This window comes from Methylotuvimicrobium buryatense 5G (genome assembly GCF_000341735.1).
In the GTDB taxonomy this organism is placed as follows: Bacteria; Pseudomonadota; Gammaproteobacteria; order Methylococcales; family Methylomonadaceae; genus Methylotuvimicrobium; species Methylotuvimicrobium buryatense.
In genome coordinates this window covers 1,018,216-1,041,112 of record NZ_KB455575.1, presented here as the reverse complement: position 1 = coordinate 1,041,112, position 22,897 = coordinate 1,018,216, and the positions used below count along the sequence as shown (strand labels likewise).

The 22,897-nt window shown below is 49.7% G+C and carries 23 protein-coding genes and 2 pseudogenes; 2 read left to right on the top strand and 23 right to left on the bottom strand.

The features are described from left to right. Positions 1 to 77: 77 nt before the first annotated feature. The 18 genes from METBU_RS0104740 to METBU_RS0104655 form a co-directional block, all read right to left on the bottom strand. Entirely contained in the window at positions 78 to 920 is an 843-nt protein-coding gene (locus METBU_RS0104740; RefSeq protein ID WP_017839535.1) for a CheR family methyltransferase, read from the bottom strand. A gap of 166 nt (positions 921 to 1,086) precedes the next feature. Then, on the bottom strand, positions 1,087 to 1,458 hold the full coding sequence (locus METBU_RS0104735; RefSeq protein ID WP_017839534.1) for a response regulator: 372 nt from the start codon (positions 1,456 to 1,458) through the stop codon (positions 1,087 to 1,089). Between the two features lie 33 nt (positions 1,459 to 1,491). Next, positions 1,492 to 2,565: a sensor histidine kinase gene (locus tag METBU_RS0104730; RefSeq protein ID WP_017839533.1), complete on the bottom strand. Its 1,074-nt coding sequence runs from the start codon at positions 2,563 to 2,565 to the stop codon at positions 1,492 to 1,494. Continuing rightward, positions 2,555 to 3,163: a SpoIIE family protein phosphatase gene (locus METBU_RS0104725; protein ID WP_017839532.1), complete on the bottom strand. Its 609-nt coding sequence runs from the start codon at positions 3,161 to 3,163 to the stop codon at positions 2,555 to 2,557. The genes METBU_RS0104730 and METBU_RS0104725 overlap by 11 nt, the downstream gene beginning before the upstream one ends. Then, the gene (locus tag METBU_RS0104720; RefSeq protein ID WP_017839531.1) at positions 3,160 to 3,573 is read right to left on the bottom strand and encodes an ATP-binding protein; all 414 of its coding nucleotides are present in this window, start codon (positions 3,571 to 3,573) and stop codon (positions 3,160 to 3,162) included. Before METBU_RS0104720 ends, METBU_RS0104725 begins: the two co-directional genes overlap by 4 nt. Further along, positions 3,567 to 3,986 carry an anti-sigma regulatory factor gene (locus METBU_RS0104715; RefSeq protein ID WP_017839530.1) on the bottom strand — a complete coding sequence of 140 codons (420 nt, stop codon included), beginning with the start codon at positions 3,984 to 3,986 and terminating at the stop codon, positions 3,567 to 3,569. Before METBU_RS0104715 ends, METBU_RS0104720 begins: the two co-directional genes overlap by 7 nt. Before the next feature lie 3 nt (positions 3,987 to 3,989). Beyond that, positions 3,990 to 4,376 carry an STAS domain-containing protein gene (locus METBU_RS0104710; protein WP_017839529.1) on the bottom strand — a complete coding sequence of 129 codons (387 nt, stop codon included), beginning with the start codon at positions 4,374 to 4,376 and terminating at the stop codon, positions 3,990 to 3,992. Further along, positions 4,373 to 5,248 (bottom strand): STAS domain-containing protein, encoded by an 876-nt coding sequence (locus METBU_RS0104705; RefSeq protein WP_017839528.1) that lies wholly within the window; start codon positions 5,246 to 5,248, stop codon positions 4,373 to 4,375. The genes METBU_RS0104710 and METBU_RS0104705 overlap by 4 nt, the downstream gene beginning before the upstream one ends. Before the next feature lie 131 nt (positions 5,249 to 5,379). Further along, positions 5,380 to 6,603, bottom strand: a complete 1,224-nt coding sequence (locus METBU_RS28655; protein WP_017839527.1) for a methyl-accepting chemotaxis protein — start codon at positions 6,601 to 6,603, stop codon at positions 5,380 to 5,382. Positions 6,604 to 6,619: 16 nt separating this feature from the next. Continuing rightward, entirely contained in the window at positions 6,620 to 6,994 is a 375-nt protein-coding gene (locus METBU_RS0104695; RefSeq protein WP_017839526.1) for a response regulator, read from the bottom strand. Position 6,995: 1 nt separating this feature from the next. Then, a complete protein-coding gene (locus METBU_RS0104690) occupies positions 6,996 to 7,244 on the bottom strand; it encodes a hypothetical protein (protein ID WP_017839525.1) in 249 nt (82 codons plus the stop codon). Further along, complete coding sequence (locus tag METBU_RS0104685; protein ID WP_017839524.1) at positions 7,244 to 9,616, bottom strand: chemotaxis protein CheA; 2,373 nt, start codon at positions 9,614 to 9,616, stop codon at positions 7,244 to 7,246. Before METBU_RS0104685 ends, METBU_RS0104690 begins: the two co-directional genes overlap by 1 nt. Then, positions 9,613 to 9,984 (bottom strand): response regulator, encoded by a 372-nt coding sequence (locus METBU_RS0104680; protein WP_017839523.1) that lies wholly within the window; start codon positions 9,982 to 9,984, stop codon positions 9,613 to 9,615. Before METBU_RS0104680 ends, METBU_RS0104685 begins: the two co-directional genes overlap by 4 nt. Beyond that, positions 9,981 to 10,823 carry a CheR family methyltransferase gene (locus tag METBU_RS0104675; RefSeq protein WP_017839522.1) on the bottom strand — a complete coding sequence of 281 codons (843 nt, stop codon included), beginning with the start codon at positions 10,821 to 10,823 and terminating at the stop codon, positions 9,981 to 9,983. The genes METBU_RS0104680 and METBU_RS0104675 overlap by 4 nt, the downstream gene beginning before the upstream one ends. Positions 10,824 to 10,835: 12 nt before the next feature. After that, positions 10,836 to 11,471 (bottom strand): HEAT repeat domain-containing protein, encoded by a 636-nt coding sequence (locus tag METBU_RS0104670; RefSeq protein ID WP_040575481.1) that lies wholly within the window; start codon positions 11,469 to 11,471, stop codon positions 10,836 to 10,838. A gap of 320 nt (positions 11,472 to 11,791) precedes the next feature. Beyond that, positions 11,792 to 12,844, bottom strand: coding sequence for a chemotaxis-specific protein-glutamate methyltransferase CheB (cheB, locus tag METBU_RS0104665; RefSeq protein WP_017839520.1), 1,053 nt, complete (start codon positions 12,842 to 12,844; stop codon positions 11,792 to 11,794). Between the two features lie 53 nt (positions 12,845 to 12,897). Next, positions 12,898 to 14,496 (bottom strand): chemotaxis protein CheW, encoded by a 1,599-nt coding sequence (locus METBU_RS0104660; protein WP_138767147.1) that lies wholly within the window; start codon positions 14,494 to 14,496, stop codon positions 12,898 to 12,900. 30 nt (positions 14,497 to 14,526) lie between these two features. Then, positions 14,527 to 16,446 (bottom strand): methyl-accepting chemotaxis protein, encoded by a 1,920-nt coding sequence (locus tag METBU_RS0104655; protein ID WP_017839518.1) that lies wholly within the window; start codon positions 16,444 to 16,446, stop codon positions 14,527 to 14,529. 637 nt (positions 16,447 to 17,083) lie between these two features. Between METBU_RS0104655 and METBU_RS25135 the strand changes: the two are divergent. Continuing rightward, positions 17,084 to 18,061, top strand: a pseudogene (locus METBU_RS25135) (transposase). Positions 18,062 to 18,073: 12 nt separating this feature from the next. Next, on the top strand, positions 18,074 to 18,223 hold the full coding sequence (locus tag METBU_RS27950) for a hypothetical protein (RefSeq protein WP_175421678.1): 150 nt from the start codon (positions 18,074 to 18,076) through the stop codon (positions 18,221 to 18,223). A 145-nt stretch (positions 18,224 to 18,368) separates the two neighbouring features. On the opposite strand, the gene METBU_RS0104645 is transcribed toward METBU_RS27950, so the two are convergent. The 5 genes and pseudogenes from METBU_RS0104645 to METBU_RS0104630 form a co-directional block, all read right to left on the bottom strand. After that, a complete protein-coding gene (locus METBU_RS0104645; RefSeq protein ID WP_017839515.1) occupies positions 18,369 to 19,217 on the bottom strand; it encodes an IS4 family transposase in 849 nt (282 codons plus the stop codon). 19 nt (positions 19,218 to 19,236) lie between these two features. Beyond that, on the bottom strand, positions 19,237 to 19,626 hold the full coding sequence (locus METBU_RS0104640) for a hypothetical protein (protein WP_040575281.1): 390 nt from the start codon (positions 19,624 to 19,626) through the stop codon (positions 19,237 to 19,239). A gap of 55 nt (positions 19,627 to 19,681) precedes the next feature. Further along, entirely contained in the window at positions 19,682 to 19,855 is a 174-nt protein-coding gene (locus tag METBU_RS27945; RefSeq protein ID WP_017839513.1) for a hypothetical protein, read from the bottom strand. A 179-nt stretch (positions 19,856 to 20,034) separates the two neighbouring features. Beyond that, a pseudogene (locus METBU_RS28650) lies at positions 20,035 to 20,244 on the bottom strand (ISNCY family transposase); the annotation flags it as partial. Between the two features lie 386 nt (positions 20,245 to 20,630). Then, positions 20,631 to 22,697 (bottom strand): AAA family ATPase, encoded by a 2,067-nt coding sequence (locus tag METBU_RS0104630; protein ID WP_017839512.1) that lies wholly within the window; start codon positions 22,695 to 22,697, stop codon positions 20,631 to 20,633. Between the last annotated feature and the right edge of the window lie 200 nt (positions 22,698 to 22,897).

Here is a 22,897-nt window from a genome sequence, read left to right as displayed (position 1 = left end):
AATAAGTCAACTCGAGTCCAAGTTTGTTATATCCGACCGATATTGCACACGACACATGCACCAACGGGAAGTTTCCTCTAGACCGGTTTGCGATAAATCGACGGCGCCACCAACGTCAAACCGCATTCGATATCGTTCAGCGTTTCGGAGTGACTGACAAAAAAATAGCCGCCGCTTCGTAGCGACGGCAATAGGTGCAAAACTACCTGGCGCTTGGTTTCTTGGTCGAAATAAATCAAAACATTACGTAAAAATATCACATCGAATACACCGAACTGCTCGCCGCATTTCGTCAGATTGTATTGACAAAATCGCACTCGATCGCGCAGTTTTTTTTCCATCAAAAGAGTCCCGGTTTTGCTGCCGTATCCTTTCAGACAATAGCGGTTCAAATAATATTTGGGAATTTCATTCGCTTTGTCCAATGAATAAACGCCTTTTCTCGCTGCACTCAACATGCGCATGCTCAGATCGCTCGCGATGACTTCCCAATTTGTATCGCCGAAAGCTTCGGATAACAGCATCGCCAACGTATAGGGTTCTTCTCCGCTCGAACAAGCCGCGCTCCAAACGCGAAACAACGCGCGATCGGACCATGAAGACAAAATATGTTGCGACAAAAAATCGAAATGCTTCGGCTCGCGAAAAAAATGCGTTTCATTGGTGGTCAACAAATCGACTGCCATTTGCAATTCTTTTTTTTGTTTCGGATCACTTAACAGCCGATAATATTCGGCGAAGCTGGACATACCGTAATAACGGAGGCGCTTCATCAAACGATTCGCAACCAGCGTCTTTTTCGCCGGCGACATTGAGATACCGGCAATCCGGTATATCAAATCGCGGAATCGGTCGAACTCGTGATCGTACAATATCGGTAAATTGCCGCCGCCATACCCGTTAATCGTTTCCGCTCTCATCTAAAACTATCCATAAAATCTCGCCCTTAGATGTCATATTGGCCAAAACCCTGAAGAAATACTATAGGCGCAAATTGATTTCGACATCGGAATAAACTGATACCGAAATCATCGAAACCGTAGTTTCGTATTGGCTGCTCGAAAGCCATGCCGTTCGCTCTCCTCATTATCGATTCAATACGCGATTTAACGCATTACGCAAATCATTTCGCGTAAACGGTTTGGCAAGCATTGCTTTGACGCCGACCAATGCGGCCGACTCGAGGTTGAAATCGGCACTTATCGATCTTCTTCCGCCGGAAATCGCAATGATTGGAATCGGGTAACCGCTTCTGTTCAAGTCCATAATGATTTCGATACCGTCTTTTTTCGGCAATAGAATATCGGTAATGATCAAATCGTGTTTTTTTTGCAATGCCAGCTTGAATCCTACTTCCCCATCAACGGCCAAATCGACTTTGTGAGAATCCGAAACCAGCATTTGTACGAGCATCGTACGAAACTGTTCGTCATCTTCAATAAGCAAAATATTCGCCACAAACCTCTCCTCAATATCTAACACACCCCACCATCAGCCGGAGGCCGCACGGGGCAAAAAAACCCGAAACTCCGTACCGGTGTCGCCACCGGTCGAGCGACTACCGACTTCAATCATCCCACCTAAACTCTTCACAATACCGTAAACGACCGAAAGCCCCAGACCGCTACCGCCGCTCGGCGCTTTTGTCGTAAAAAAAGGATCGAAAATTTGTTTTTGGATTTCAGGTGGCATGCCCGAACCGGTATCGGCAACCAATAAATAGATATTGTTGTTACAATGTTTCGAAAAATCACCGGCGATATGTCCTCTCGCCAAGCCTACCTCAATATCGATACGTCCGCCGCGCGGCATCATCGATTCCGCGGCATTGATACACAAATTCATGATGAGTTGTTGAATCTGTCCCGGATCTGCCATGACGCAAAGGTGTTCATCCATTATCGAGAAATTTATTTGTATACACGCATCCAGCGTTACCGACAACATGGTCAACGCTTCTCGTATGGGATCGGCAATATCCAGCAATATGGGTGTAGCCGGTATTTGGCGTGCAAAAGAAAGCATCCGCACTACTAAATCATGCGCCCGACTACAGGCAATCGAAATTTGCCGAATGTTCTCCTGTCCTTGCCTTGAATCGGCAAGCAAATCGCCGGTCATCTCTGCGAAACCGATGATACTGCCGATAATGTTGTTGAAATCGTGCGCGATACCGGCTGCCAACGTACCGATCGCCTCCAGCTTATTTGATTGCAGAAGCCGTTCGTTAACAAAGGCCTCGTATCTTTGTTCAATTTGCTCGCGAAATGCCAAACCGTAAGCCATCGACATCTCGAGCAACGGCTTGGATAAACGATGCACGACTTTTCCTATAGGCGTTTCGAAATCTCTATGGCTAAGTTGAATCAAAGCCTCGTCATGCAAACCGACGACTTCATCCGGTGAAATCGCATTCCTCGCCAATTCGCGCCCCAATTCGAAGGCCTCGGTCAAATAATCCTCCGCGATGTAGTTGTCCTTTGCGTTAATAAAGCCATCCAATATTCGAACATAGCGTTCCAATGCGGATTTGTCGGAATCATAGGGTAACGAACTAGGCATCATGACGATAAATCAACATTGATGCGTCGTCTCGGCCCGATGCCCAACGCGCCAATGCTTGTTCGGCTGTTACACGAGAATTAGACTCATTATGTTCAAACAATTCGCGTAACGGTAAATATTCCGCAAAGCCATCGGAATACATGGTCAGCCAATCAAATTTCGTCAACGTGAAGACTTCAGGCGCTAAATAATCGTATCCGGCGCCTATAATTCCGCATGCCCCGGATAAACGTTTCTCCGCATCACCGTTCAAAATAACAGTCCGGACATTGCCGACCGACGCGTGAACCATTCGTCCGGTATCCAACTCTATGGAAGCTACGCATAATGCGGCGCCGCGTGTATCGCGCAGTTGTTCGTCGCATTCTCCGAATAATCGTTCGAGCGGCCAATCAACGCGCGACCCGATAATACACAATGCTTTTTCGGCTGCGCTCGCGGCATGCGATCCATGGCCTAATCCATCCGCCAGTGCCAGCACGATTCGACGGTTATTAGTCCAAATTCTACAACTGTCTCCGCAAACCCGCTCGCCCGGACACGGGCGAGTCGCATAACCGGCGGTACAAGCATCGTCGTGTATTGATTTTTCGGTCATTTACTCTTCCTTGCAACGACACAGGTACCGATACCGATCTGCGTTTTGATTTCGATGTGCTCCATTAATCGCATGACACCCGGCAAACCGCAGCCCAATCCCCCAACCGTGCTAAATCCGTCGGTTAATGCGAGATTAATGTCGGCGATTCCTGGACCATTATCCTTTGCAACCAATGTAATCCAGCGACCATCGGCGGCTATTTCGGCTTCGAAATAGCCGCCGCCGGCATGTATCAACAAATTAGTTGTTAATTCCACCACCGCCGTCGCAATGTAACAAACCGCTATACGACCGAAACCGGCCTGCGTCGCCAAGGCTCGTGTCTGTCGCATTGCATCGGCGATATCTGATTCAATGACGATAATCGTACGTACAACGCCATTCGATACAGTCGATTCTTTTAGCATAAACCGCTTTCTCTTTGCATCGTAATCGAAACTCGCGTCAACCCCGGACGCGATTCGATCGAAAAGCCGTCGATCAGCCGACGCGTACCCGGCAAACCGGCGCCCAACCCGCCATTCGTACTGTAACCATCCTGCATGGCTAGAGCTATATCGGGGATACCGGGACCGTTATCTTGAAAAACAATATGCAAAATCACCGACTCGGTACTAGAAATATCCGTCACTTCGCAAACGCCACTACCGGCATTCTGTATGATATTGCGCGCCAGTTCCGACACGGCGGTGGCTAGGCGCGTCTGATCCGCACTGCCGAACCCCATCGAAGCCGCTATAGTGCGAACTTCGCTTCTAGCCCTGACGATATCGGACGAAGCCTCGATCGAAATTGATTTTTCGAAATGAGGTTTGGCCATGACTCAATCCCTCAAGTATGAAAATTTGTCGCCTCTCTCCGCGATCCGTTCGTTAAGCCGCTCCACCGCCTGTTCAAGATTAAAGACACAATCCGCTCCGATCAGCCCCCTGCCCATTTCAATCAGCGTCATCGCCACAAAGGGCTGAATGCCGCTGATGATCACTTCGGCACCGAGCATCCGCGCCATACCGGCGGTATCGCTGAGCACGCGCGCCATGTACGAGTCGACGACATCGAGCGCCGAAATATCAATCGCGATGCCCAAAGCCTCGACTTCCGATATCTGGGCGACCACATCGCTCTGAAATTGCAGGACATCGTTGTCCGACAAGTCGATTTGCACCGAGGTCAATAAGATACGCCCGAGACGTAAAATAGGTATTTTCATGATTTGGCCTTTTCGTCAACGATACGGCAGCCAATCATTTTCAACGCTTCGGCCATACCGGCTCGAAGGCTGGCCCTACTGATCACGCCGTCGAAAGCAATACCGAGCTTGGTCAATGTTTGCGCGCCTTCCGGACTCAAACCCGTCATTACGACACGCGAACCGAGCAATTGCGCCGCATCGACGGCTTTCATAATGTGCTTCGCCACGCCGGTATCGAAAATCGGCACGCCGGTGACATCAATAATCGATACGGCTGCCTCATGCCGCGCGATCGCTTCGAGCAATCTTTCGGTAAATTGGCGGGCTCTTAAGGTATCGATCAACCCGATCAGCGGCAATAAAATCACTTGATTCCAAAGCAGCACGGCCGGACTCGACAATTCCAACAGCGATAAGCTTTGCTGAGCGATAATCTTTTCACGCGAGTCGACATAGGTCTCGAAAGTCAGCAAGGACAAACTATCCAGCAGATCGTCCAACGCGGAAAAGCAAGCAACCATATCCTTGACCGCAAGATCCGGTTCCGCAAGCGCACGCCGCATCAAGACTTTCTTCAACGAAATGACGTAACGTACCGTATCGGCTGGCGGCATGCCTAGTTTTGCGCATTTCGCGCTCAACTCGATCACCAGTCCGCCAAGCCTAGTTGTTTTATCGGCCCGAACGGCAGTAACGTTCGGATGATATTCCGTTAGCCATCGCACAATTTCATCGAACATGCGTTCGGCATATATTTTCCATGCATCGAGAGTCATCAAATGAGGCGTTCCCGCCACGATTTCGGCGATTTCAGCCATCCATTCCTCGGCGATATTTTCACGGTCGTGTAAAAACAATGTTTGGATAATCGATCGCGAATTGTCATTCATGAATTCTTCCCCTTAAGCCCACAACCTCGCGGACATCGTTGTCTATTAACCGTTATAGGCGGTATGTTCGAAAATTTTTCACCTTTTGAAAGCCGACTCGCAACGAAAATCCTCAACCCCGGCATTAAACCCTAAAACAATTCGAGTCTCGATAAAGCGCCATCCATATTCGCAAGGCCGGAAACATGGCATTCCTCTTCCTCCCGATAGCCTTTGAGTAATTCGCACAGCCCCGACAACATAGCCTTCGGTAACTTATCCGACGATGCTTCGCCTTCCTCCAGATAATCGGCCATCTCGCGAAAAATGGCTTCGCGCTGCTGCAATGTGTTGCGCATTCGCTCGATGCGTTGTCGCACAACGTCTTGAAATTGTATTTCACCCAACACTTCGCAAATATCCCTAGCCAAATTGGTGTTGTACTCAGTCATTACGTCCAGAACCGTCTTGTAAAACTGCCTCATATCCATATAGCCGTTACCTAGCTTTTTGATCGTAGCGATAACGTCTTCCGCATTCTTGATTTCATCGTTCATCCGATCACGATAAGTCTCGTCGAAACCTTCTTCCAGCGCTTTTCGTACACCTGACATCGCCGTTTCGATTTCCTGGGCGACAACGGCCGATGTTTGAGCAAGTTTTCTAACCTCGTCGGCAACTACGGCAAATCCTCGTCCGGCCTCGCCGGCTCTTGCAGCTTCGATTGAAGCATTGAGCGCCAACAAATTGGTTTGATCCGCTATATTGCCTATGACACCGATATTTTGCGTCATCGCACGTATCCGTTCAGTCAACTGACAAACCTTTTCTTGATCTTCTTTAATACGCGCCGGCATAACGCGCACTATATTTTCAATCACTTCGGTCTTTGTCTCGATTTCCTGTTGCATATCCGTGGATTCGAAGCTCGCCTTATCCAGATAATCGACCAATCGCTTTGCCGTCGCCGCCAACGCGCTGACACGTTCGATAATGCGATGCGATGCGTGTTCGGTATGATTTTGCACATCCTCTAGATTGGGGTGAATCAGCTGATCGAGATCGAGACTGACATTGATGAACTTCCCGCCATGACGGCACTTTTCCTGGAAAACTTCTGTCGACGCCATTTGTGCTTTCGTTTTTTCAACCAGCAATGTCAAGCGTTTGTTACTGTGCAAAAGCACCAGCCAAACCGGGATGCAAAGCGCGGTCACCGCTACCGAAAAACTTAAGAGAACCTGGTCGGAATCAGACAAAAAAAGTAACAACGCAGGCATAGTAAAAATGGCGGCGGCGATACTGAACGCCGCATTTTTTCGCACTGCGGCAAGCTCCCGGTCGAACTCGGCAAACAACCGTTCCGTATCATTCATTAGCACCCCCCGGATTTCATGCGCCCGGCAAAACTTGTTTAATGATCTTTAGCAGATCCGTACCTCCAACAGGCTTAACCAACCAACCGGTAGCGCCGTACTTTTTCGCTTCGTCGCGTTTGGCCTGCTGGCTTTCGGTCGTCAATACCAAGATCGGAACGAAACGGAGTGCCGGCAACTCACGTGTTTTCATGATCAAATCGATGCCGTTCATATTCGGCATATTGATATCGGTAATGATCAAATCGGGTTTGTATCCGGTTTTGAGTTTGTTCAGAGCCTTTACGCCATCATCGGCGCTTTCGACAGTGAAGCCGCCGATCTCAAGGCTATTTTTGACGCTCATCAGCATCGTACTCGAATCGTCAACGATCAATATTGTTTTTGCCATGTCATTCTCCTGGATTCTGTGGCCACAACTCGGTTAACCAATTGCATAATTCTTCGTTCGCAGGAAAAACCGAAACGGGCGGCTTAAACATCATCAAAACTTGTAAGATAGCCGTGTGTAGATGTTGACATTTTTCCAGAACCACAGGCTTGCCCGGGTTTATTTCAAGCCATTCCAATAAGCCGTCGGCTTCTTCGACGCCGACCACATCGCTAAATACCGCGCATTCATTTCGATAATCAATCGCCATCACACAAGCTCCTTCGGATTCAAAACCATGAGCACCGAACCGTCGCCCAATAGGGCGGAACCGGCATACGCATTCAATCCGCTCAAAATTCCATTTACCGGTTTGAGAATGATATCGACGGTTTCATGGAAATTATCCACCAATACGCCGACTTGCTCGCCACGTATTCGCACCACAAGCGCTGCATATTTATTATCGTCATCGAGTCGCTGCCGGGTACCGATTCCCAACAATCGGTTCAACGAAAGTAATGGCACTATACGACCTCGCAACACTGCTGCCTGTCTTTTTTTGATAACGCGTATCGCGGATTCGGATACTCTTACCGTTTCCACAACCGTATCCATCGGTACTCCAAAAATTTGGTTATTCGATTCGATGATCATGACATTTGTGACGGCCATCGATAGCGGCAATGAAAGCAATACTCGGGTGCCCTTGCCGTTGTCGCTTTCCATGACAACCGTACCGTTGACTTTTTCGACGGCATTGCGGACCACATCCATGCCTACGCCGCGCCCGGATATTTCAGACACCTTCGCCGCCGTGGAAAAACCGGCCGCAAAAACCAAATTGACAGCTTCGCGGTCGCTCATTCGCTCTCTTTCGATTTCATCGATTAAGCCTTTTTCATAAGCTTTACGCTTAACGATTTCCGGATCGACGCCCCGGCCATCGTCCGTAATTTCAATAACAACTCTATCCGACTCTTGGCCTGCGCGTATCGTCAATCGACCAGCTTTGCTTTTCCCAGACGCTTCTCTCGCATCCGGCTTTTCAATTCCGTGATCAAGACTATTGCGAATAATGTGTATCAACGGATCGGCCAAAGCTTCGACAATATTTTTATCAGCCTCAGTGTTTTCGCCTTCCATGACCAAAGTCACTTGCTTACCCAATCTTTTCGATATATCCCGCACGAGCCTGGGAAATCGTTGAAAGATAAACGATACCGGCAACATGCGCACTTGCATGATCGCATCTTGCATTTCCTCGGCGATGCGGTTGATGACGGCATATTCAGTTTTGATTTCACGCGCCAGTTCGCGGCTCCCGAATTGGTTTTCGGCGCGTAAGGCTAAATAAGGCAAGCTGTTTTTCGCAACGACCATTTCGCCGATCAAGGCCATCAATCGGTCGATTTTTTCTTGGTCGACTTTGAGCGTTTTAGGCCCGCAAATAACATCTTCAGCACGCCGACCGAATTTAGGCTCGAAATCGGCATTTTCTTCGAGTGCTGTCGATATAAGTGCGGTTTCAGGCGCATGCTTTTCGAGCCATTCCTGCAGGGGGGCCGACGTCTCATGTGCCAATGCATCATTTAATGCAGCTTCAATCATCGGGATCGAATCAATACGACCAAGCGCTCTATGAATTGCCGTCAAGGCGACCGCGACTGAGCGTAAACGGCCTTTCAACCATGGCACATCATCGGCCTGTGCCAATACGTCGCGTTGAGCACATAGAATTTCACGAAGCGCAATCGTCTGTTCTTCGGTGAGCGCTAAAACCTCCCCCTCCCCGAGTTCGTCCAAGGTCTGATCAGTTCTTTCGGCCTGAATCCCTTCAGGAAATTTAATGCGATCGAACGGTAATAGGTCCTCGGGAGTCAACGAAATTATTTTTACCTGTTCGGGAGTATATCGGAAAAGTTCTTGTAACTCGGACGCTTCCGCCCGACACAATATCCGGAATTTGAGGCCACATTGATAGGGGTCTATGTGTTTGATATCGAAATCAGGCGAGGTTACTTGTATAGAACGCCACACGATTTCGGGAATTTGTCTCACTTGAAAAAAAGGATCTTCGCCTTTGAAAAAACATTCCGATTCCGGCGCGTATTCGATATAGACTACCGGTAGGCTATCGTTCACAATGGCGCAATACAACCTTTTACGCAAATCGCTATCCAATTCGTTCGGCAACTTAAAAATGGTCGATCGATCGTTTTTTTGAGCCAAGCCTACAGCCTTATTCGATTCTTGTTTAGACTCGATCAAATGCAGTAGCGAAGCCGTCAACTCGACCGACATTCGCGCATGCTTGGAATCGATCTTTTCCGATGACTCGATTTCATCGAGTAACATGCCGCTAAAATCCATAGCTTCCAACAAACAATCGGCCATGCTTTCCGAATAGGACGCCCGATTATCGCGCACGGCATCCAGCAAATCTTCACAAGCATGTAATACACGCGTCATCTCGGGAAAATCGAATAGGCCGCTATTACCTTTGAGCGTATGAACCAAGCGAAATAATTCGTTCATAACTTGGGCGTTACCGGCTTCGGTTTCCAGGCGCATCAATTTTTCATTGATTTCCGGCAAAAAGTCGCGCGATTCGGAAATGAATTGCTCGAGCAATGGCGTCATGCAGCCTCCTCCCCAAGTAACAAACCGATATACGTCAACAATTCCTGTGGTTTCGTTGGCTTTATAATGTACAGGTTGGCCCCGGCCATGTATGCCTTATCCCTGTCGCTTTCCTTGGCTTCGGTCGAAACGATCATCGCCGGCGCTTGCGCGATATCTTGACTTCGCAGTTCTTTAATAAAACCGTAACCATCGAGTTTCGGCATATTGATATCGACCAGAAATAGGTCGAACGGCATAGACAGCGCTTTCTCGAGGGCTTCGATGCCGTTGATCGCTTCATCTGCCACAAAACCGGCCGATTCGATTATATTGCGATGATATAGCCGCACCGTAGCGGCATCGTCGACAATCAGAATGCGTTTCATATGTCCTCCTTTGGCTTTTGGTAGACGATTCCCTCTGGAAACTTACGTACACGAAAGAGCGAAGATATTCGGCTCATCGACTCCGAATGCCCCAGGCAGACAAATCCGCCCGGATTCAAAGCGTCGTAGAACGTATCGGCGGCCTGACGGCGTGACAAATCGTCGAAATAAATCAGTAGATTTCGACAGAAAATTACATCGAATTCGCGATATGCGCGAACCTCCATCGGATCGATCAGATTAACTCTGGTGAATTCCACGGCATCGCGTAAATCGTCACAGATCTGAAAACCATCGTTTTTAGGGACGAAATATTTTCTCAACAAATACTTGGGAAGATGCTGAACCGAACGATCCGTATAGTGGCCTCGTTTTGCGCTGGCTATGATATCGGTATCGATATCCGAAGAGATGATTTCAACATCCCACTGTTCGATACCCGGCCAATGCTCCAATAAATAGATCACGATTGAATAAGGCTCTTCGCCCGAAGCCGACGGTATAGACCAAATCCGTATCGGCCTTCGGTCATTTTTAGTATCTGTGATTTCGTTCAAAATGCTGTTTACAAGACAGTCGAATTGGTATGCCTCCCGAAAGAAATAGGTTTCGTTGACGGTCATCAAGTTGACTAATTTCTGTAACTCAAGGCCATCGCTGTCGAAACGCAGCATCATGAAATAATTTAGAAAATTATCGGATTGGGTAGCATTGATCCGTTCGATCAAACGCTTGTCGACGAAATAACGCTTCGAAACCTCGAATTGAATACCCGTTTTACGGTAAAAATATTCCCCGAATTTTCGAAAATCTTCATCATTGATTAACGTTTTCGTCATGGCGTCTCAACTTTATGTGATTCGATTCGCTTTGATTCGATACAATGCCAATTCCGCGGCAAATCGTATATACGGCTCGTCCGAAAATCTTGTTATAAAAACCTCCAACGCCGGTCGCGATTTTTCCGTAGCCAATTCGCAAAGCAAATCGACTGCAGCGGCACAAACATTAACGTGTGAATCTCGCTCGATGATATTTATCAACCATTGCTCCACTTTGGGATGACGCAACGATTCCAAAATATTCACGGCTAAAATCCGCACATCCGGATCGGGATCGACAAGCAATTGTTCCATCACCGGTACGACTTCCACAGTTATCGCTTTCATGGCTTCGATGACTTCATTGCGTAACGAGGCATCTTCGCTTCTCAAACAATCAGCCAATTCCTCTACAAATTCGGGAGAATCGCATCGAGTCAATGATGTCAAAATGACTTCCCTGACGCTCGAATCGCATTCCCGTTTTAGGCACGAAACCAGTGTTTGTGCGGCTTCAGGATAAAACGCCAATTCGCGTGCGGCCAAACGCCTGACATTCACGTCGCATGATTCCATCGCGTCGATCAATTCCGGTAACGCCCGATGAATCTGCTTTGTATCGTTATTCTGGGCATTCTCGATTGTTCGCTTTTTTACAATACTCATCATCCGTCGTTCTCCTAATACATTTCCTGACAATCACTTTCGCACTCCAAATTTCGGCATAAATCTATGGAGGTGCCGGGGTACTCGGCAAAGGCTTTGCCAGTCCCTCTCCTAGCATTGAGCGCAATGCCATTAAGGATTTGGCCGTAAATAACTTCCCTATTTTTCGGAGGGTTCGGTAACTCGATTGGCAGGTGTCGGCCGCAGGGAAAGCCGCCGTCAAGCCTACAAGGACGTATTCACGGCGTCCTGTCAAGCGAGTTACCGAACCCTCAACAAAGCTCATAGTTCCAGGACGTTATTTATCACGAAATCCTAAGTTAACCGGCCCACTGAACGATCTGATCGGCAATGCGCCCGGAATCGAGCACGACCGTCGCGCCGCCGCGTTTGATCAGTTCTGCCGGCATACCGAATACGACCGCAGATGCTTCCGACTCGGCAATCGTACGCCCGCCTTTTTTTCTGATTTCGGCAAAGGCATCGGCACCGTCATACCCCATCCCGGTCAACATGACGGCAATTACCTGTGTCGGCTCGTAATGCTCCAATACCGACCTGCCTAATAACTCGACCGACGGATGCCATAAATACTCAGGGGCTTCGGGTTTCGCCTGCATCGACAGACGGCCGACTCTCCGAGTCAATACGGCATCGGCGCCACCCTTGGCAATGTAAATCGTTCCGGCTTCGAGCGGTACAATTCTCGAAGCTTCGGTTACCTGTAACCGGCACAAGTCGTTCATTCGATTCGCAAAAGGCAATGTAAAGCTGCTCGGCATGTGTTGAGCTACTAGAATCGGCCAAGGAAAATCTTCCGGTAGTTGCGGCAAAATATCCTCCAAGGTTCTAGGGCCTCCGGTCGATACGCCAATGACGACCACTCCCGAATCAGCAGTTTCGAAATGTTTTTTGACTTCTTTCTGAGCCGGCTTGATCGCGTCGCGCTGAAAATTTTTTCCGCCCCTCGCGCATTTCGGTTTGGCCCGATAAGCCGCTCGCACTTTGTCGATAATTTCACGCCTGATCGCATCGATCGAAAGCGATATGGTTCCATCCGGTTTCGCGATATAGTCAACCGCACCGAGCGCCATCGCCTCGAAACTGGCCAAAGCGCCTTTTTCCGTCAGCGACGACACCATGACAACCGGCACGGGGCGTTCCGCCATCAACAATGCCAGGGCAGTCAAGCCATCCATTTCCGGCATATTGATGTCTAGGGTTACAACATCCGGTTTGAATGCCATATTTTCTTCCACCGCTTCCTTTCCGTTGCGCGCCAAACCTATCTCGAATCCGCCCTCCGCTTCGAACACAGCTGCCAAATGGCGTCTCATCAATGCCGAATCGTCAACAATCAATATTTTTATCATGCGCTACCCTGTACCTTTCATTATCGCCAATCTATATTGCCGCATTGAAACATTCATTGAGGGCCATCTTGCTTTGTCAACTCTTCCAATCCCTTCAAATCACGGCTTTCGATCAACCGTGTCGGTTCAATCAATTGAATCAACCTTTTTTGCTTTTCCAGATTAGCAACACGACTTATCAATTGCGCTTGCTCGTTGGACAAATGCGGTGACGGTTCGATGGTATTTTTCGAAATTTTCAATACTTCCGAAACCGAATCGACTATAAATCCCGTGCGAATGCCGTCTAACAAAAACACCATGATACGTTGTCTGTCGTTGCGTTCTACTGCCGAGAATCCCAATCTCAAGCGTTGATCGACGACCGGAAGCACCGATCCGCGAAGATTGATCACACCTTCGACAAAAGCCGGCGCCTTCGGCACATGCGTCAACGAATCTGGAACACGAACAATTTCCTGAACACTACCGATCGGCACCCCGAATTCCTCCTTGTCCAAACGAAAAACAACTACTTGCTCTTCGTCTTCGATAATCTCGGTCTCTTGGTTTTCGATAATCTCATTGTTGGACATGTTTTCGTTCTCGCGTAATTGATCCACAGTATTCAATGCTTCCTTGACCGCAGTATGCCGAAACATATTTCCGGCAGAGATAATCGAAACCAGTCGCGCTCCTCCGTCAAGACGACAAATTTCGGATATATCGGACAAATCGCCGTCGCGAGCGAATAGCCCCGGCATATTTTCGACATAAGCTTTACCGACGCGCAAAACCTCATTGACGCTATCCATTACCACGCCAACCGACGCCGTTCCCAACGATACGACAACGATACGGCTATGCTCGTCCGCCTTCAGAGCGGGCAAGCCGAACATGCAGCGCAAACTGACCAACGGCAACAGCCGGTTTCTCAGAGTCATGATCCCTAACACATGCGACTCGGAATTTGGAACCTGTACGATATGATCCGGTACTTGCACGATTTCCTGAACGTCCTCGATCGCTATGGCATATTCCTGTTCGGCTACGACAAAACTCACCAATTGCAACTCATCGCTTACCGTCTCTTCCATTTCAGCCGCTTCATTACCATAATCGCTTGATATTCCAACGGGCGACGCGGAACAATTCAATTCGGCGATATCTTTAAACTCTCGAATAATCAATTTTGAAAAGTCCAAAATCATGATCATTGCATGACCGCCGACATTCTTAAGCAATCCGGAAAGCAAATCGGTATCCACGGTTCCTTTGATCGAACCGACATCTTCGATGTTTTCGGGCTCTATGCCGACCACACTGGATACTTTATCGACCACAAAACCGAGCGGTTGTCCTTGCTTGATGACGACCGCACGAGTCGCATCATCGTATTCACGCTCTTGAAAACCAAATATTTTACGCAAGGAAATAATCGGCAAAACATTGCCTCGTAAATTGGCTAATCCCTCTAATGTTTCGGGAGCCAACGGCACGCGCACCACATGAGGAACTCGAATAATTTCTTGTACCGGTTCCATATCTACGGCAAAAACTTCTTTGCCGACGATGAAAGTAACAAACTGGCGAATATCGGAATCGGTATCTTTAACAACCGAGTCTTCAACTTTGGTTAGCTCCATCCGCTGCTCTAGGGTTTCTGTTGTCATGGCATACTCTCAGCAATATTTGGAAACATCTTAGGCACTTTGTAGTTCGTCGGCGAGCGAGGCAATTTCCTCGATTGCGGCGGCCAATTCTTCCGCACCCTGAGATTGCTGATTTGCAGCGGACGCGGCTTCAGACGCCGCTTTTTCGGCTTCTTGTGCGGCCGCTGCAATTTGATCGACTCCCGTTTTGACTTGACCGATCGCGGCCGCAATTTCATTGGCTGCCATTAAAATTTGTTGCGTACCTTGCTCGACACCTAAGATATCGGATTCGATGGTTACCAGACTGTCTGTAATCGTTTTGGCTTTTTCCACCTCGCTATGCGCAGAAATTGCAATCTCTTCCAAATCCTTTTCCACAACACCGATCTGATCTTGCACCGCTTTCACCAAATCCTTGATACGATCCGCATTTTCGGCCGAATCATGCGCCAAATTACGAATATCGGTTGCAACGACAACAAACCCCTTGCCGAACTCGCCCGCACGCGCCGCCTCTATAGAACCGTTGACCGCCAACATATTCGTTTGAATCGAAACGGTAGAAATCGCATCGACAATCTTGTCGATACGGCGGGACACCATTCCCAAATCTTTAATTTGTTTAATACAGGAGCGAGAAGCGCCGGCCGAATTGGAAATCCCTTCAATCAATGCATCGACGCTCGTCTTGTTGCCCGCCAACATATCTTTAATCGCATTGACCTTCTGGGTACTCGTCTCTGCTCGCCCTTGCGCAACTTCCAATCCCTTGTCGATTTGGCTTATAGCGGCTGCCGACTCTTCTGATCCGGACGCTTGTACCTGAGCGCCCTTACGGATTTGTTCTATCGCCGCCATGATCTGAGTACCAGAGCGATTGATTTCTTGAACGGCCGAAGACAATTGTTCGGCCGCCGATGCCACCTCTTCGGCACTCTTGGCAACGTCTGTCGAATTTTTCAGATCCTCCGCCAACTCCGACAAGCTTTGTGCGGCTTGTTCGCATTCCGCAAGCGCTTGGGCCTGTTCGGCGACCGTCTTAGCCGCTTCTTCTGCGGCAGCCGACTGTTCTTCGGCTGCCGCCGCAATGTTTTCCGAGCCTTTCAATGCCTGCAAAGCGGCTACATTCGATTGCTGAGCAACGGCCGCAATCTCACGAACCCCATTGATAATATCGATCGTATTCAGACGAATTTGCTCTAATTGTTCGGTAATGGCCTTGCCTTTTTCGACCTCGCCCTCGATGTTTTTGGCGGAATTATTGATGCCGTCGGCGATAATCTTGACTTCCTGTTGTATCTGCCCGACTAAGTCCTGTATCTGCTTGGCGCTTTTTTCCGAGGTTTCGGCCAACGTTCTTACTTCATCGGCGACAACAGCAAATCCCTTTCCATGTTTTCCGGCTCGAGCGGCCTCGATCGCCGCATTGAGCGCCAATAGATTGGTTTGATCGGCAATACGGGCTACGGCTTTGACGATATCGCCAATGTTGGCCGCCTGTTTTTCCAACTCAACCACCATTTCGACAGATGTCGATTGGCGTTGAGCGGCAATGCCCACATTATTAACAAGGCCCATGATTTCATCGCTGGTTTTCATGACCAAGGACTGTGTGGCATCCATTTTCTTTTGGCCTTCTTCGGCATTTTGCATTTGACGAGTAACCGCATCACCTACTTGCTTGAACGCGGTCAACGATTCGTGCGCGGCCCCCGATGCTTCTTCGGCGCCCGTAGCGATTTGGTCGGACGCGCGTTTAAGTTCCTCCGCAGCAGATGCTGCCTCATTGATGCCGGATGCAAGTTGACCTGTTGCAGCGGCTATCCGCTCAGCGGCTTGTTGCTGCTTGGCGAGAGTCCGCGCCTTTTTACGTTGAGCTTCCGCTTCACGCACTGAAACCGTCGATTGTTTTGCGCTATCGACAGCAACAACATGAGCTTGTGAAATATTTTTTTTTACTATGGCCATCGGTGGGTCTCCTTAAAACGCCGGACTTGCTAAATACGGCAATCATCTATTAGCATTCGGAAAAAATTACATTTCTGTCGAGTTGTCTTCAAGCCGCTATCTACCTTAGATTTGCTTTTGACCGAATATCATTTTGAGCTTCTATACCTTTCGCACTTCAAATTTCGCCAGTGCCTGAAAAGGCAACGGAGTTCAGGCAAAAACTTTGCATGCATGAATGCCGACACAGTGCCTGGAAGTTTATACGGCGCTCTTTTGACAGGAACCCCAACACCGAATTTTGATCTGCGATGGATACAGTTTCCCAATTAAGCTCTACGGAAACAATCAGCGATATCAGATTTACCTATAGGTATTTTCTTACCTGATTACGTAGAACCATCAGCCAAATCAGGAGTCGAATGGACTATGAAATACTAAGGAACAAGCATGAAATAACTTCGACAACTGTTAGAAGAAGGTTCGGTGGCTCGATTGACAGGTGTCGGCGGCAGGGAAAGCCGCCGTCAAGTTTACATGGATGTATTCACGGCGGTCCTGAAGCGAATCACCGAACCTCCGCAAAGCCTACTACTTGTAGCAGTTATTTTGTGCATATTCCTAAGGAGGCTGAAATGAGAAGGCGGTACGCGCCTTGATGAGCGCCGGCCCGAAGGCCTTGGTCTTGGATGATTCGATTCAGCAACGGTTCGGCAAGAAGATGCCGGGCGTGTCCAGTCACTTCGATCATACGACCGGGCGGCATGTCATGGGGCAGCAGGTGTTGACCTTGGGCTTGAGCTGCGAAGCCGGATTTGTGCCGTTGGATAGCGAGCTTTACATCAGTCAAACCCGAGCGCAGCCGTTGACGCAAGCTTTTCAAGATGGGCGTAGTATCGTGGCCAAGCGCTATGCCGCAGCACAGTAACAGACTAAGCCGGAGATGGCGAAAACCATGATACACCGTGCGTTACGGACGGGCATCGAAGGGGATTATTTACTGGCCGATGCCGGGTTTGGCAGCAAAGCGATGATTCGCCTGAGCCAAGAGGCGTCGTTAGTAGCCGTGCTACGCATGAAGAAGAGCAAGCTGAAGTACCGGCTCCGCGAGTATCGCGGGGAGGCGGTGATCAACCGTGACTTGGATGTCCAGGCGCTGTATCGACACGTCGTTCGGAAACACTGGCAACCCATTGTCGGACAGCCGTACCAGGCTAAAGTCGTGGATGTTGAAATCAACCTGGCCGAACAGGACAAGCAGCCCGAACAGTGGGCGCCGGTTCGACTGTTGTTTGTGCGCGGCACCGCCCGCACCGATAAAACGCAAGCCGGTAAAAAGGATTGGGCGGTGTTCCTCTGCACCGATACCGCCTTAACGGCGACACAGATACTCGAACTTTATGCGATGCGCTGGGCGATCGAAGTGTATTTCAAGGAAGCGAAGCAGCAGCTGGGCTTTTTGAAAGAGCAAAGCACACACTATGCGGCTTACGTGGCTTCGATTCACTTAACGGCCATACGCTTTTGCCTGTTGGTGATTGCCAAACAGATGCACGGTGTTGCCAGCGTTGCCGGTATGAGGCAGCAATTGCGAGCGAACAGCACCGACATCCATTATGCCGCCAAACTGTGGTAGGTATTTCGTGCCGTGCTCAGCGGTGCGCTGGATGAATTAACAGCGGTATTGGGTGATGCGGTCACCGCACTCGTGCTGGAAACGATAGATGCACACATACACTGCTGGTTTATGCAAGTCTTGCAACTTGACCCTAAAACCCTAAGGCTTGAGGCCTTATAGATCAAGGGTTTTGGGCTATTTATGGGGGTTAAAATAAACTCCGAAACTTTAGTAATAATTCACCTGATTAGCAAGTTTCTTCAGCTAAAGCCCAAAAACCAGCATATCCCTAGCAGGACGGGGTTTGCAACCCATACGCATCAAGCTAAGCGTAGCTCCCCGCAGCTAAACCGTTATCGAGTTCCTCCGACGAGTCTGAGAAGCTGTCCAAGTATCCTACTTGTTGTGTAATCAATTGCCGAGTCGTGCGCCGCTTTCGCTTGGCTTTAAGCAGCCTTCGCAGGTTACCTAACAGCTTACGCATCAGCGTGTCGAACTGCCGCGCGACAAAGGCTTTCAAAAACCGATCCTGTCGCAACAACCATTGGATAGCTTTGTCAAAAGACAGTTCGCGACCTTCGTTTTCCGCCTGCCGTGCAGCCAGCGCGAGCAACCGTTGCACGGTCAGAATGACGATCAGACGCCCATAGAGAAGACATCGGATACGTTCCNGACGCGTGCCTTTCAAGAGGTCGATGCAGAACAACGATTTCCAGTGTTTAAACGTCAATTCGACTTGCCAACGCAAGCGGTACAGGGTACCTAACGCTTCTTTCGGCCAAACATCGGCGGGGACGTTGGTCATGAAGAAGCTATACTTGAGAAATTTCAAGTAGGACAAGCGCGCCCGGCGCCCTTTGCGTTTGGCCGTTTTAATCGCCGCTTTTTGTCGCTTCCGGTAGACCTCTTGCGGCAGCCGATAAACCACTAAGCGGATGGGCAGACGGTGTTTCTCACCGGCAAACAGCGAAAACTCCATCGTTTGCTGACCACCACCGAAACGATTGATGTACTGGATCAGATTAATCGGTGACGCGGCTTCATCGGCGCTCTTATAGAGATTGACGGTATAGCTGAGTCGGCTTAAGAAATACGCACCGATCAGCATGATTTGAGCAAAGGCGGCCAAGCTGAAATAGCCCAAATCTCGAATGATCAAATCTCCCTTACGCACTCGCGCGAGCACGTCCTAATCAATCAAATCGATTACGCCAGACAAGTCCTCCCTTACGCACTCGCGCGAGCACGTCTGTGGCAAAACCCTGATCGCTGTCGGTGCCCTGACGTATCGCGATATGTTCGGCCCGTTCGTTTTTGACGTCATAGCTGAAATCGATTTTAACACTGGCCGTGCTGGCGTTACCGCCACTCCCTTTGAACGCTTCGGTCAAGGCTTCGTTCACTTCGATTTGGCTACTGTCTTGCAGTAAAACCCGAGGAAACGGAGCTAGCCATGCGGCTTCTTGTGCCGTCAAAGGCGGACCGACCGTCTCGCGCAAAGTCTTGGTCAGCGCCGCTTCCATAAACTGTACCGCACCATCGCTGTTCATTCGCCCGCACAAGGCTTGCGGTGTCAGATCCACGCCGCTTCGTTCCTCCAGGCTATCGCACAAACCTTCATAACTAATCGTCGGCTCGCTAAGCGTATCGACCGTCAGCAGATTTAAAAAAATCGCTGCCGGTCAAGCGACTCGTGCTGCGTTGAATAAATCCGCTAGACTTGGCCAAGGTTTTACAGGTTTCTTCGTCGAACCAAGTTGCTAAATACTGGTCAATTTGATGTGTGAGCGTTTCAATCGGGGCGGCTTCCATTTCTGGTTATCCATTGAGTAATGTGGACCGCAAACTATACATCCCAAAGCGGATTTGTGAAACCGCGTAGTACGCTCTCGACCACCAAATCGAGGAAGGCGATTTTTAGCTTGATGCGTATGGGTTGCAAACCCCGTCCTGCTAGGGATATGCTGGTTTTTGGGCTTTAGCTGAAGAAACTTGCTAATCAGGAAAATCGATTGTGCGTTATTTCGATTGTGGAGTTTTTCCATCCGTCGCTGATAATCCAGAAAAGACGGGCTTTGCGTGAAGAACACCGAGAAGGCGCTCAGAACGGCATCTTCTATCCTGTATTTCCGATTGTTGCCGGGTTTACGGGAGTCCGGTAAGTCTTCGAAGGTGCGACGTATCAAGTCAATTATTTCCAAGTCAGGGCAAACGCATTAAAATAAATGCCATATCAATATGTTATGACTATTCAACCTAAGCTTGCAGAATATTTTATTTGTTAGTTTTTTATTTTGTGGCAATAAAGGCTGCCGCTATGAAATTACTGAAAATACTACGCATTATAACCATTTGATTTTATATGTAGTTTTAATGCGTTTACCCTGATTTCCAAGTCCATTTGTATCTACCAATGGCTTTATTAATGTTGCGATTGATTAGTTTTAAGTGCCCCTTATTTTATCAGGGTTTTAAATTGGGAATTGCTGATTTCATCCGAGAAATCATACTCCCCCTGCAAGTTAAACAGATTCCCCACTATTCTCTGATCGTTGCGTTTTCACCGATGACTCTACTCATCCGGGTATCAGGTCGCCTCAAATCTGCGGATTTCGAACAGCGCCTCATTTAGGTCCATTTCGTCGGCTTCCAGGAGTTTGCCGACCAGATGCTCCGTTAGCGGCTTGAGTTGGGCCAGCACGGCCTTGGTTTCGCCGTATATGCGCTCGCTCTGTGCTTCCATGATGCTGCGCGTTTCCTCGTCCACTTCGGTATGTTCACGGGAGAGTGCGCCGAAGTTCAGCCGAGTCTTGCGGTACATGCCCATTTCGCCCACGGCGTGGTGCAGCAACTGCGTCACGCGGGTGATATCGTTGTGTGCCCCATTGGTCGTGCCTTCCTCACCAAAGAATAGTTCTTCATTGGCCATGCCGCCCAGCAGCACGCGCACGTCGTGTTCGATATCGCTCTTGGTCTTGAGCAGATTGCCCCCCTGCTTGTGAAACACAAATCCCAGCGCGTTGGTACGCGAGTTGGCCTTAAGCGAAATCTTGATGGTTTTCAGATCGGCCAGGATCTGCTCCCAGTTGTCGTTGGTCAGCTTGCGTTCGTGCTCAAGGTCCACCAAAAAATGACCCCATTCGTGCACGGCGATGATGCGACGGTCGCGCTCACGTTCCGCAGTGGTGTCAGTATTTACGTTACCCACCAACACGCGTTCAGCAGCCTGCATCAGGGTATTGGCGCCGATCATTTCGCCGGTCTGCACGGCCGAAATGCCCGCCTGATTGACGATGGTCTCCAGGTCTGCCGGGCTGCTGCCTTCGGTCACATCCACCAGATGGCGCAAGTCCAGGTTGGGCAGCACTTTTTCGGCTCGCTGGCCCAGGTAGTGATTGATGACAGCCAGCCGCTCTGCTCGGTTAGGCATACGAAAATCCACCTTCATCTGAAAGCGGCGCAGCATGGCCTCGTCCATCTCCATGGTCTCGCTATTGAAGTTGCTAGCCACGATCCAAATGATCTCGGCTTCGTTTTTGCTGCGCACACCATCCAGCACGGAGAGAAATGTGTTCGCGGTGTCGTCGTCGAACTTGCGGCGGCCGCCGCGTTTCATGAACAGATCCTGTGCCTCGTCCAAGAAAATGATACAGCGCTTGCGCCGTTTGGCCATGGCCACGATACGGCTGAGCGTATTCGAGCCGCCGGACACGAAGCCCGTTTCCAGATTGGCGGCAGAGTGGAACAGGATGGGCAACTGCAACTCCTTGGCCAGGTAGCTGGCTAACTTGGTTTTTCCGGTACCAGCCGGGCCGCTGAACATCACATTAAAAGGTTTGAAGATGCCGTACTCAGCATATTCCGCGCGGCGCTCATACTGATCCTTGATCTGTGCCACCTCGGCCTTGATGTCCCCCATGCCAACCAGGTCGTCGATAGAGCCGTGCACCTGTGCCGGCTCGATGAACTTGAGCGACTTGTGCTGTCCCATGAGCTGGAAATACAAGAATCCCAGTACGCCGAGCGTAAGCGCAACCGACAGTACACCACTGACGTTGGCCTTCCAGCCGTCCTTTTCGGATTGCGGGCGGGCGCTGGCAAAACGCTGATCCAGGCGCTCAAACAATTCACTGCTGCTGGCGCTGAGTTCACCGCGCGGTATGAAGACAAGCTTGGCGCCCCAAGGCGCTATGGCCGCTTTGTCGGCGAAGATCTTGGTCTCCATGTCGCTGGGGTAGTACGCGTACTGCTTGCCCTGCGATTCGATCAGGATGATGCGCTCCGATACGTTCCACAGCAGCGGCTCGTAAACCACCGTAATACGCTCGACCGGGTTCGTTTCCAGGAAGCTCAGCAACGGGCCGTTACCAAATACCACAGGCAGCTTGTCGTTTAACGACCACACCTCCTCGCCCTCCGTACCGGCAACAGCCATGGCCTTGACCTGCTCAGCAATGGCGGCCTGCTTCTGAATGAGTACGAACGAATAGATGCCGGTGGCTGGAATTAGGAGAGCCACAACCAACATCGTCACCTTGACGGCGGTCGATTGAATCACGAACCAGTCCTGTATCCGTCTAGCGGCCTTCTTGATGGCGAACCACAGACCCGGGGATTCCGAAGCCTCGTCGCTACGTTTTAACAAATCCAACATGGAAACCCCTAGTTACGATCGTTGCGGCACGGTCCATTGCAGGAACGCAAGGCGCTCAAACGCCTTTTTGAAGCCTCTTTATGGGTAACTGGCAGAGAAGAACCTTGAAGAAACCCGACTAGCGATTGGAGTCTGATTCTGGCTAGAGGTTCAGTCTGTCGAGCCAGAAGTGTGGGACGTCCGGGTAGCGTCCGTTCCAA

Bases quoted from the DNA above. Each gene is read 5' to 3' on its own strand.
- METBU_RS0104740 (WP_017839535.1), bottom strand. From the start codon at position 920: ATGAGAGCGGAAACGATTAACGGGTATGGCGGCGGCAATTTACCGATA.
- METBU_RS0104730 (WP_017839533.1), bottom strand. From the start codon at position 2,565: ATGATGCCTAGTTCGTTACCCTATGATTCCGACAAATCCGCATTGGAA.
- METBU_RS0104725 (WP_017839532.1), bottom strand. From the start codon at position 3,163: ATGACCGAAAAATCAATACACGACGATGCTTGTACCGCCGGTTATGCG.
- METBU_RS0104720 (WP_017839531.1), bottom strand. From the start codon at position 3,573: ATGCTAAAAGAATCGACTGTATCGAATGGCGTTGTACGTACGATTATC.
- METBU_RS0104715 (WP_017839530.1), bottom strand. From the start codon at position 3,986: ATGGCCAAACCTCATTTCGAAAAATCAATTTCGATCGAGGCTTCGTCC.
- METBU_RS0104710 (WP_017839529.1), bottom strand. From the start codon at position 4,376: ATGAAAATACCTATTTTACGTCTCGGGCGTATCTTATTGACCTCGGTG.
- METBU_RS0104705 (WP_017839528.1), bottom strand. From the start codon at position 5,248: ATGAATGACAATTCGCGATCGATTATCCAAACATTGTTTTTACACGAC.
- METBU_RS28655 (WP_017839527.1), bottom strand. From the start codon at position 6,603: ATGAATGATACGGAACGGTTGTTTGCCGAGTTCGACCGGGAGCTTGCC.
- METBU_RS0104695 (WP_017839526.1), bottom strand. From the start codon at position 6,994: ATGGCAAAAACAATATTGATCGTTGACGATTCGAGTACGATGCTGATG.
- METBU_RS0104690 (WP_017839525.1), bottom strand. From the start codon at position 7,244: ATGGCGATTGATTATCGAAATGAATGCGCGGTATTTAGCGATGTGGTC.
- METBU_RS0104685 (WP_017839524.1), bottom strand. From the start codon at position 9,616: ATGACGCCATTGCTCGAGCAATTCATTTCCGAATCGCGCGACTTTTTG.
- METBU_RS0104680 (WP_017839523.1), bottom strand. From the start codon at position 9,984: ATGAAACGCATTCTGATTGTCGACGATGCCGCTACGGTGCGGCTATAT.
- METBU_RS0104675 (WP_017839522.1), bottom strand. From the start codon at position 10,823: ATGACGAAAACGTTAATCAATGATGAAGATTTTCGAAAATTCGGGGAA.
- METBU_RS0104670 (WP_040575481.1), bottom strand. From the start codon at position 11,471: ATGAGTATTGTAAAAAAGCGAACAATCGAGAATGCCCAGAATAACGAT.
- cheB (WP_017839520.1), bottom strand. From the start codon at position 12,844: ATGATAAAAATATTGATTGTTGACGATTCGGCATTGATGAGACGCCAT.
- METBU_RS0104660 (WP_138767147.1), bottom strand. From the start codon at position 14,496: ATGACAACAGAAACCCTAGAGCAGCGGATGGAGCTAACCAAAGTTGAA.
- METBU_RS0104655 (WP_017839518.1), bottom strand. From the start codon at position 16,446: ATGGCCATAGTAAAAAAAAATATTTCACAAGCTCATGTTGTTGCTGTC.
- METBU_RS27945 (WP_017839513.1), bottom strand. From the start codon at position 19,855: ATGGAAGCCGCCCCGATTGAAACGCTCACACATCAAATTGACCAGTAT.
- METBU_RS0104630 (WP_017839512.1), bottom strand. From the start codon at position 22,697: ATGTTGGATTTGTTAAAACGTAGCGACGAGGCTTCGGAATCCCCGGGT.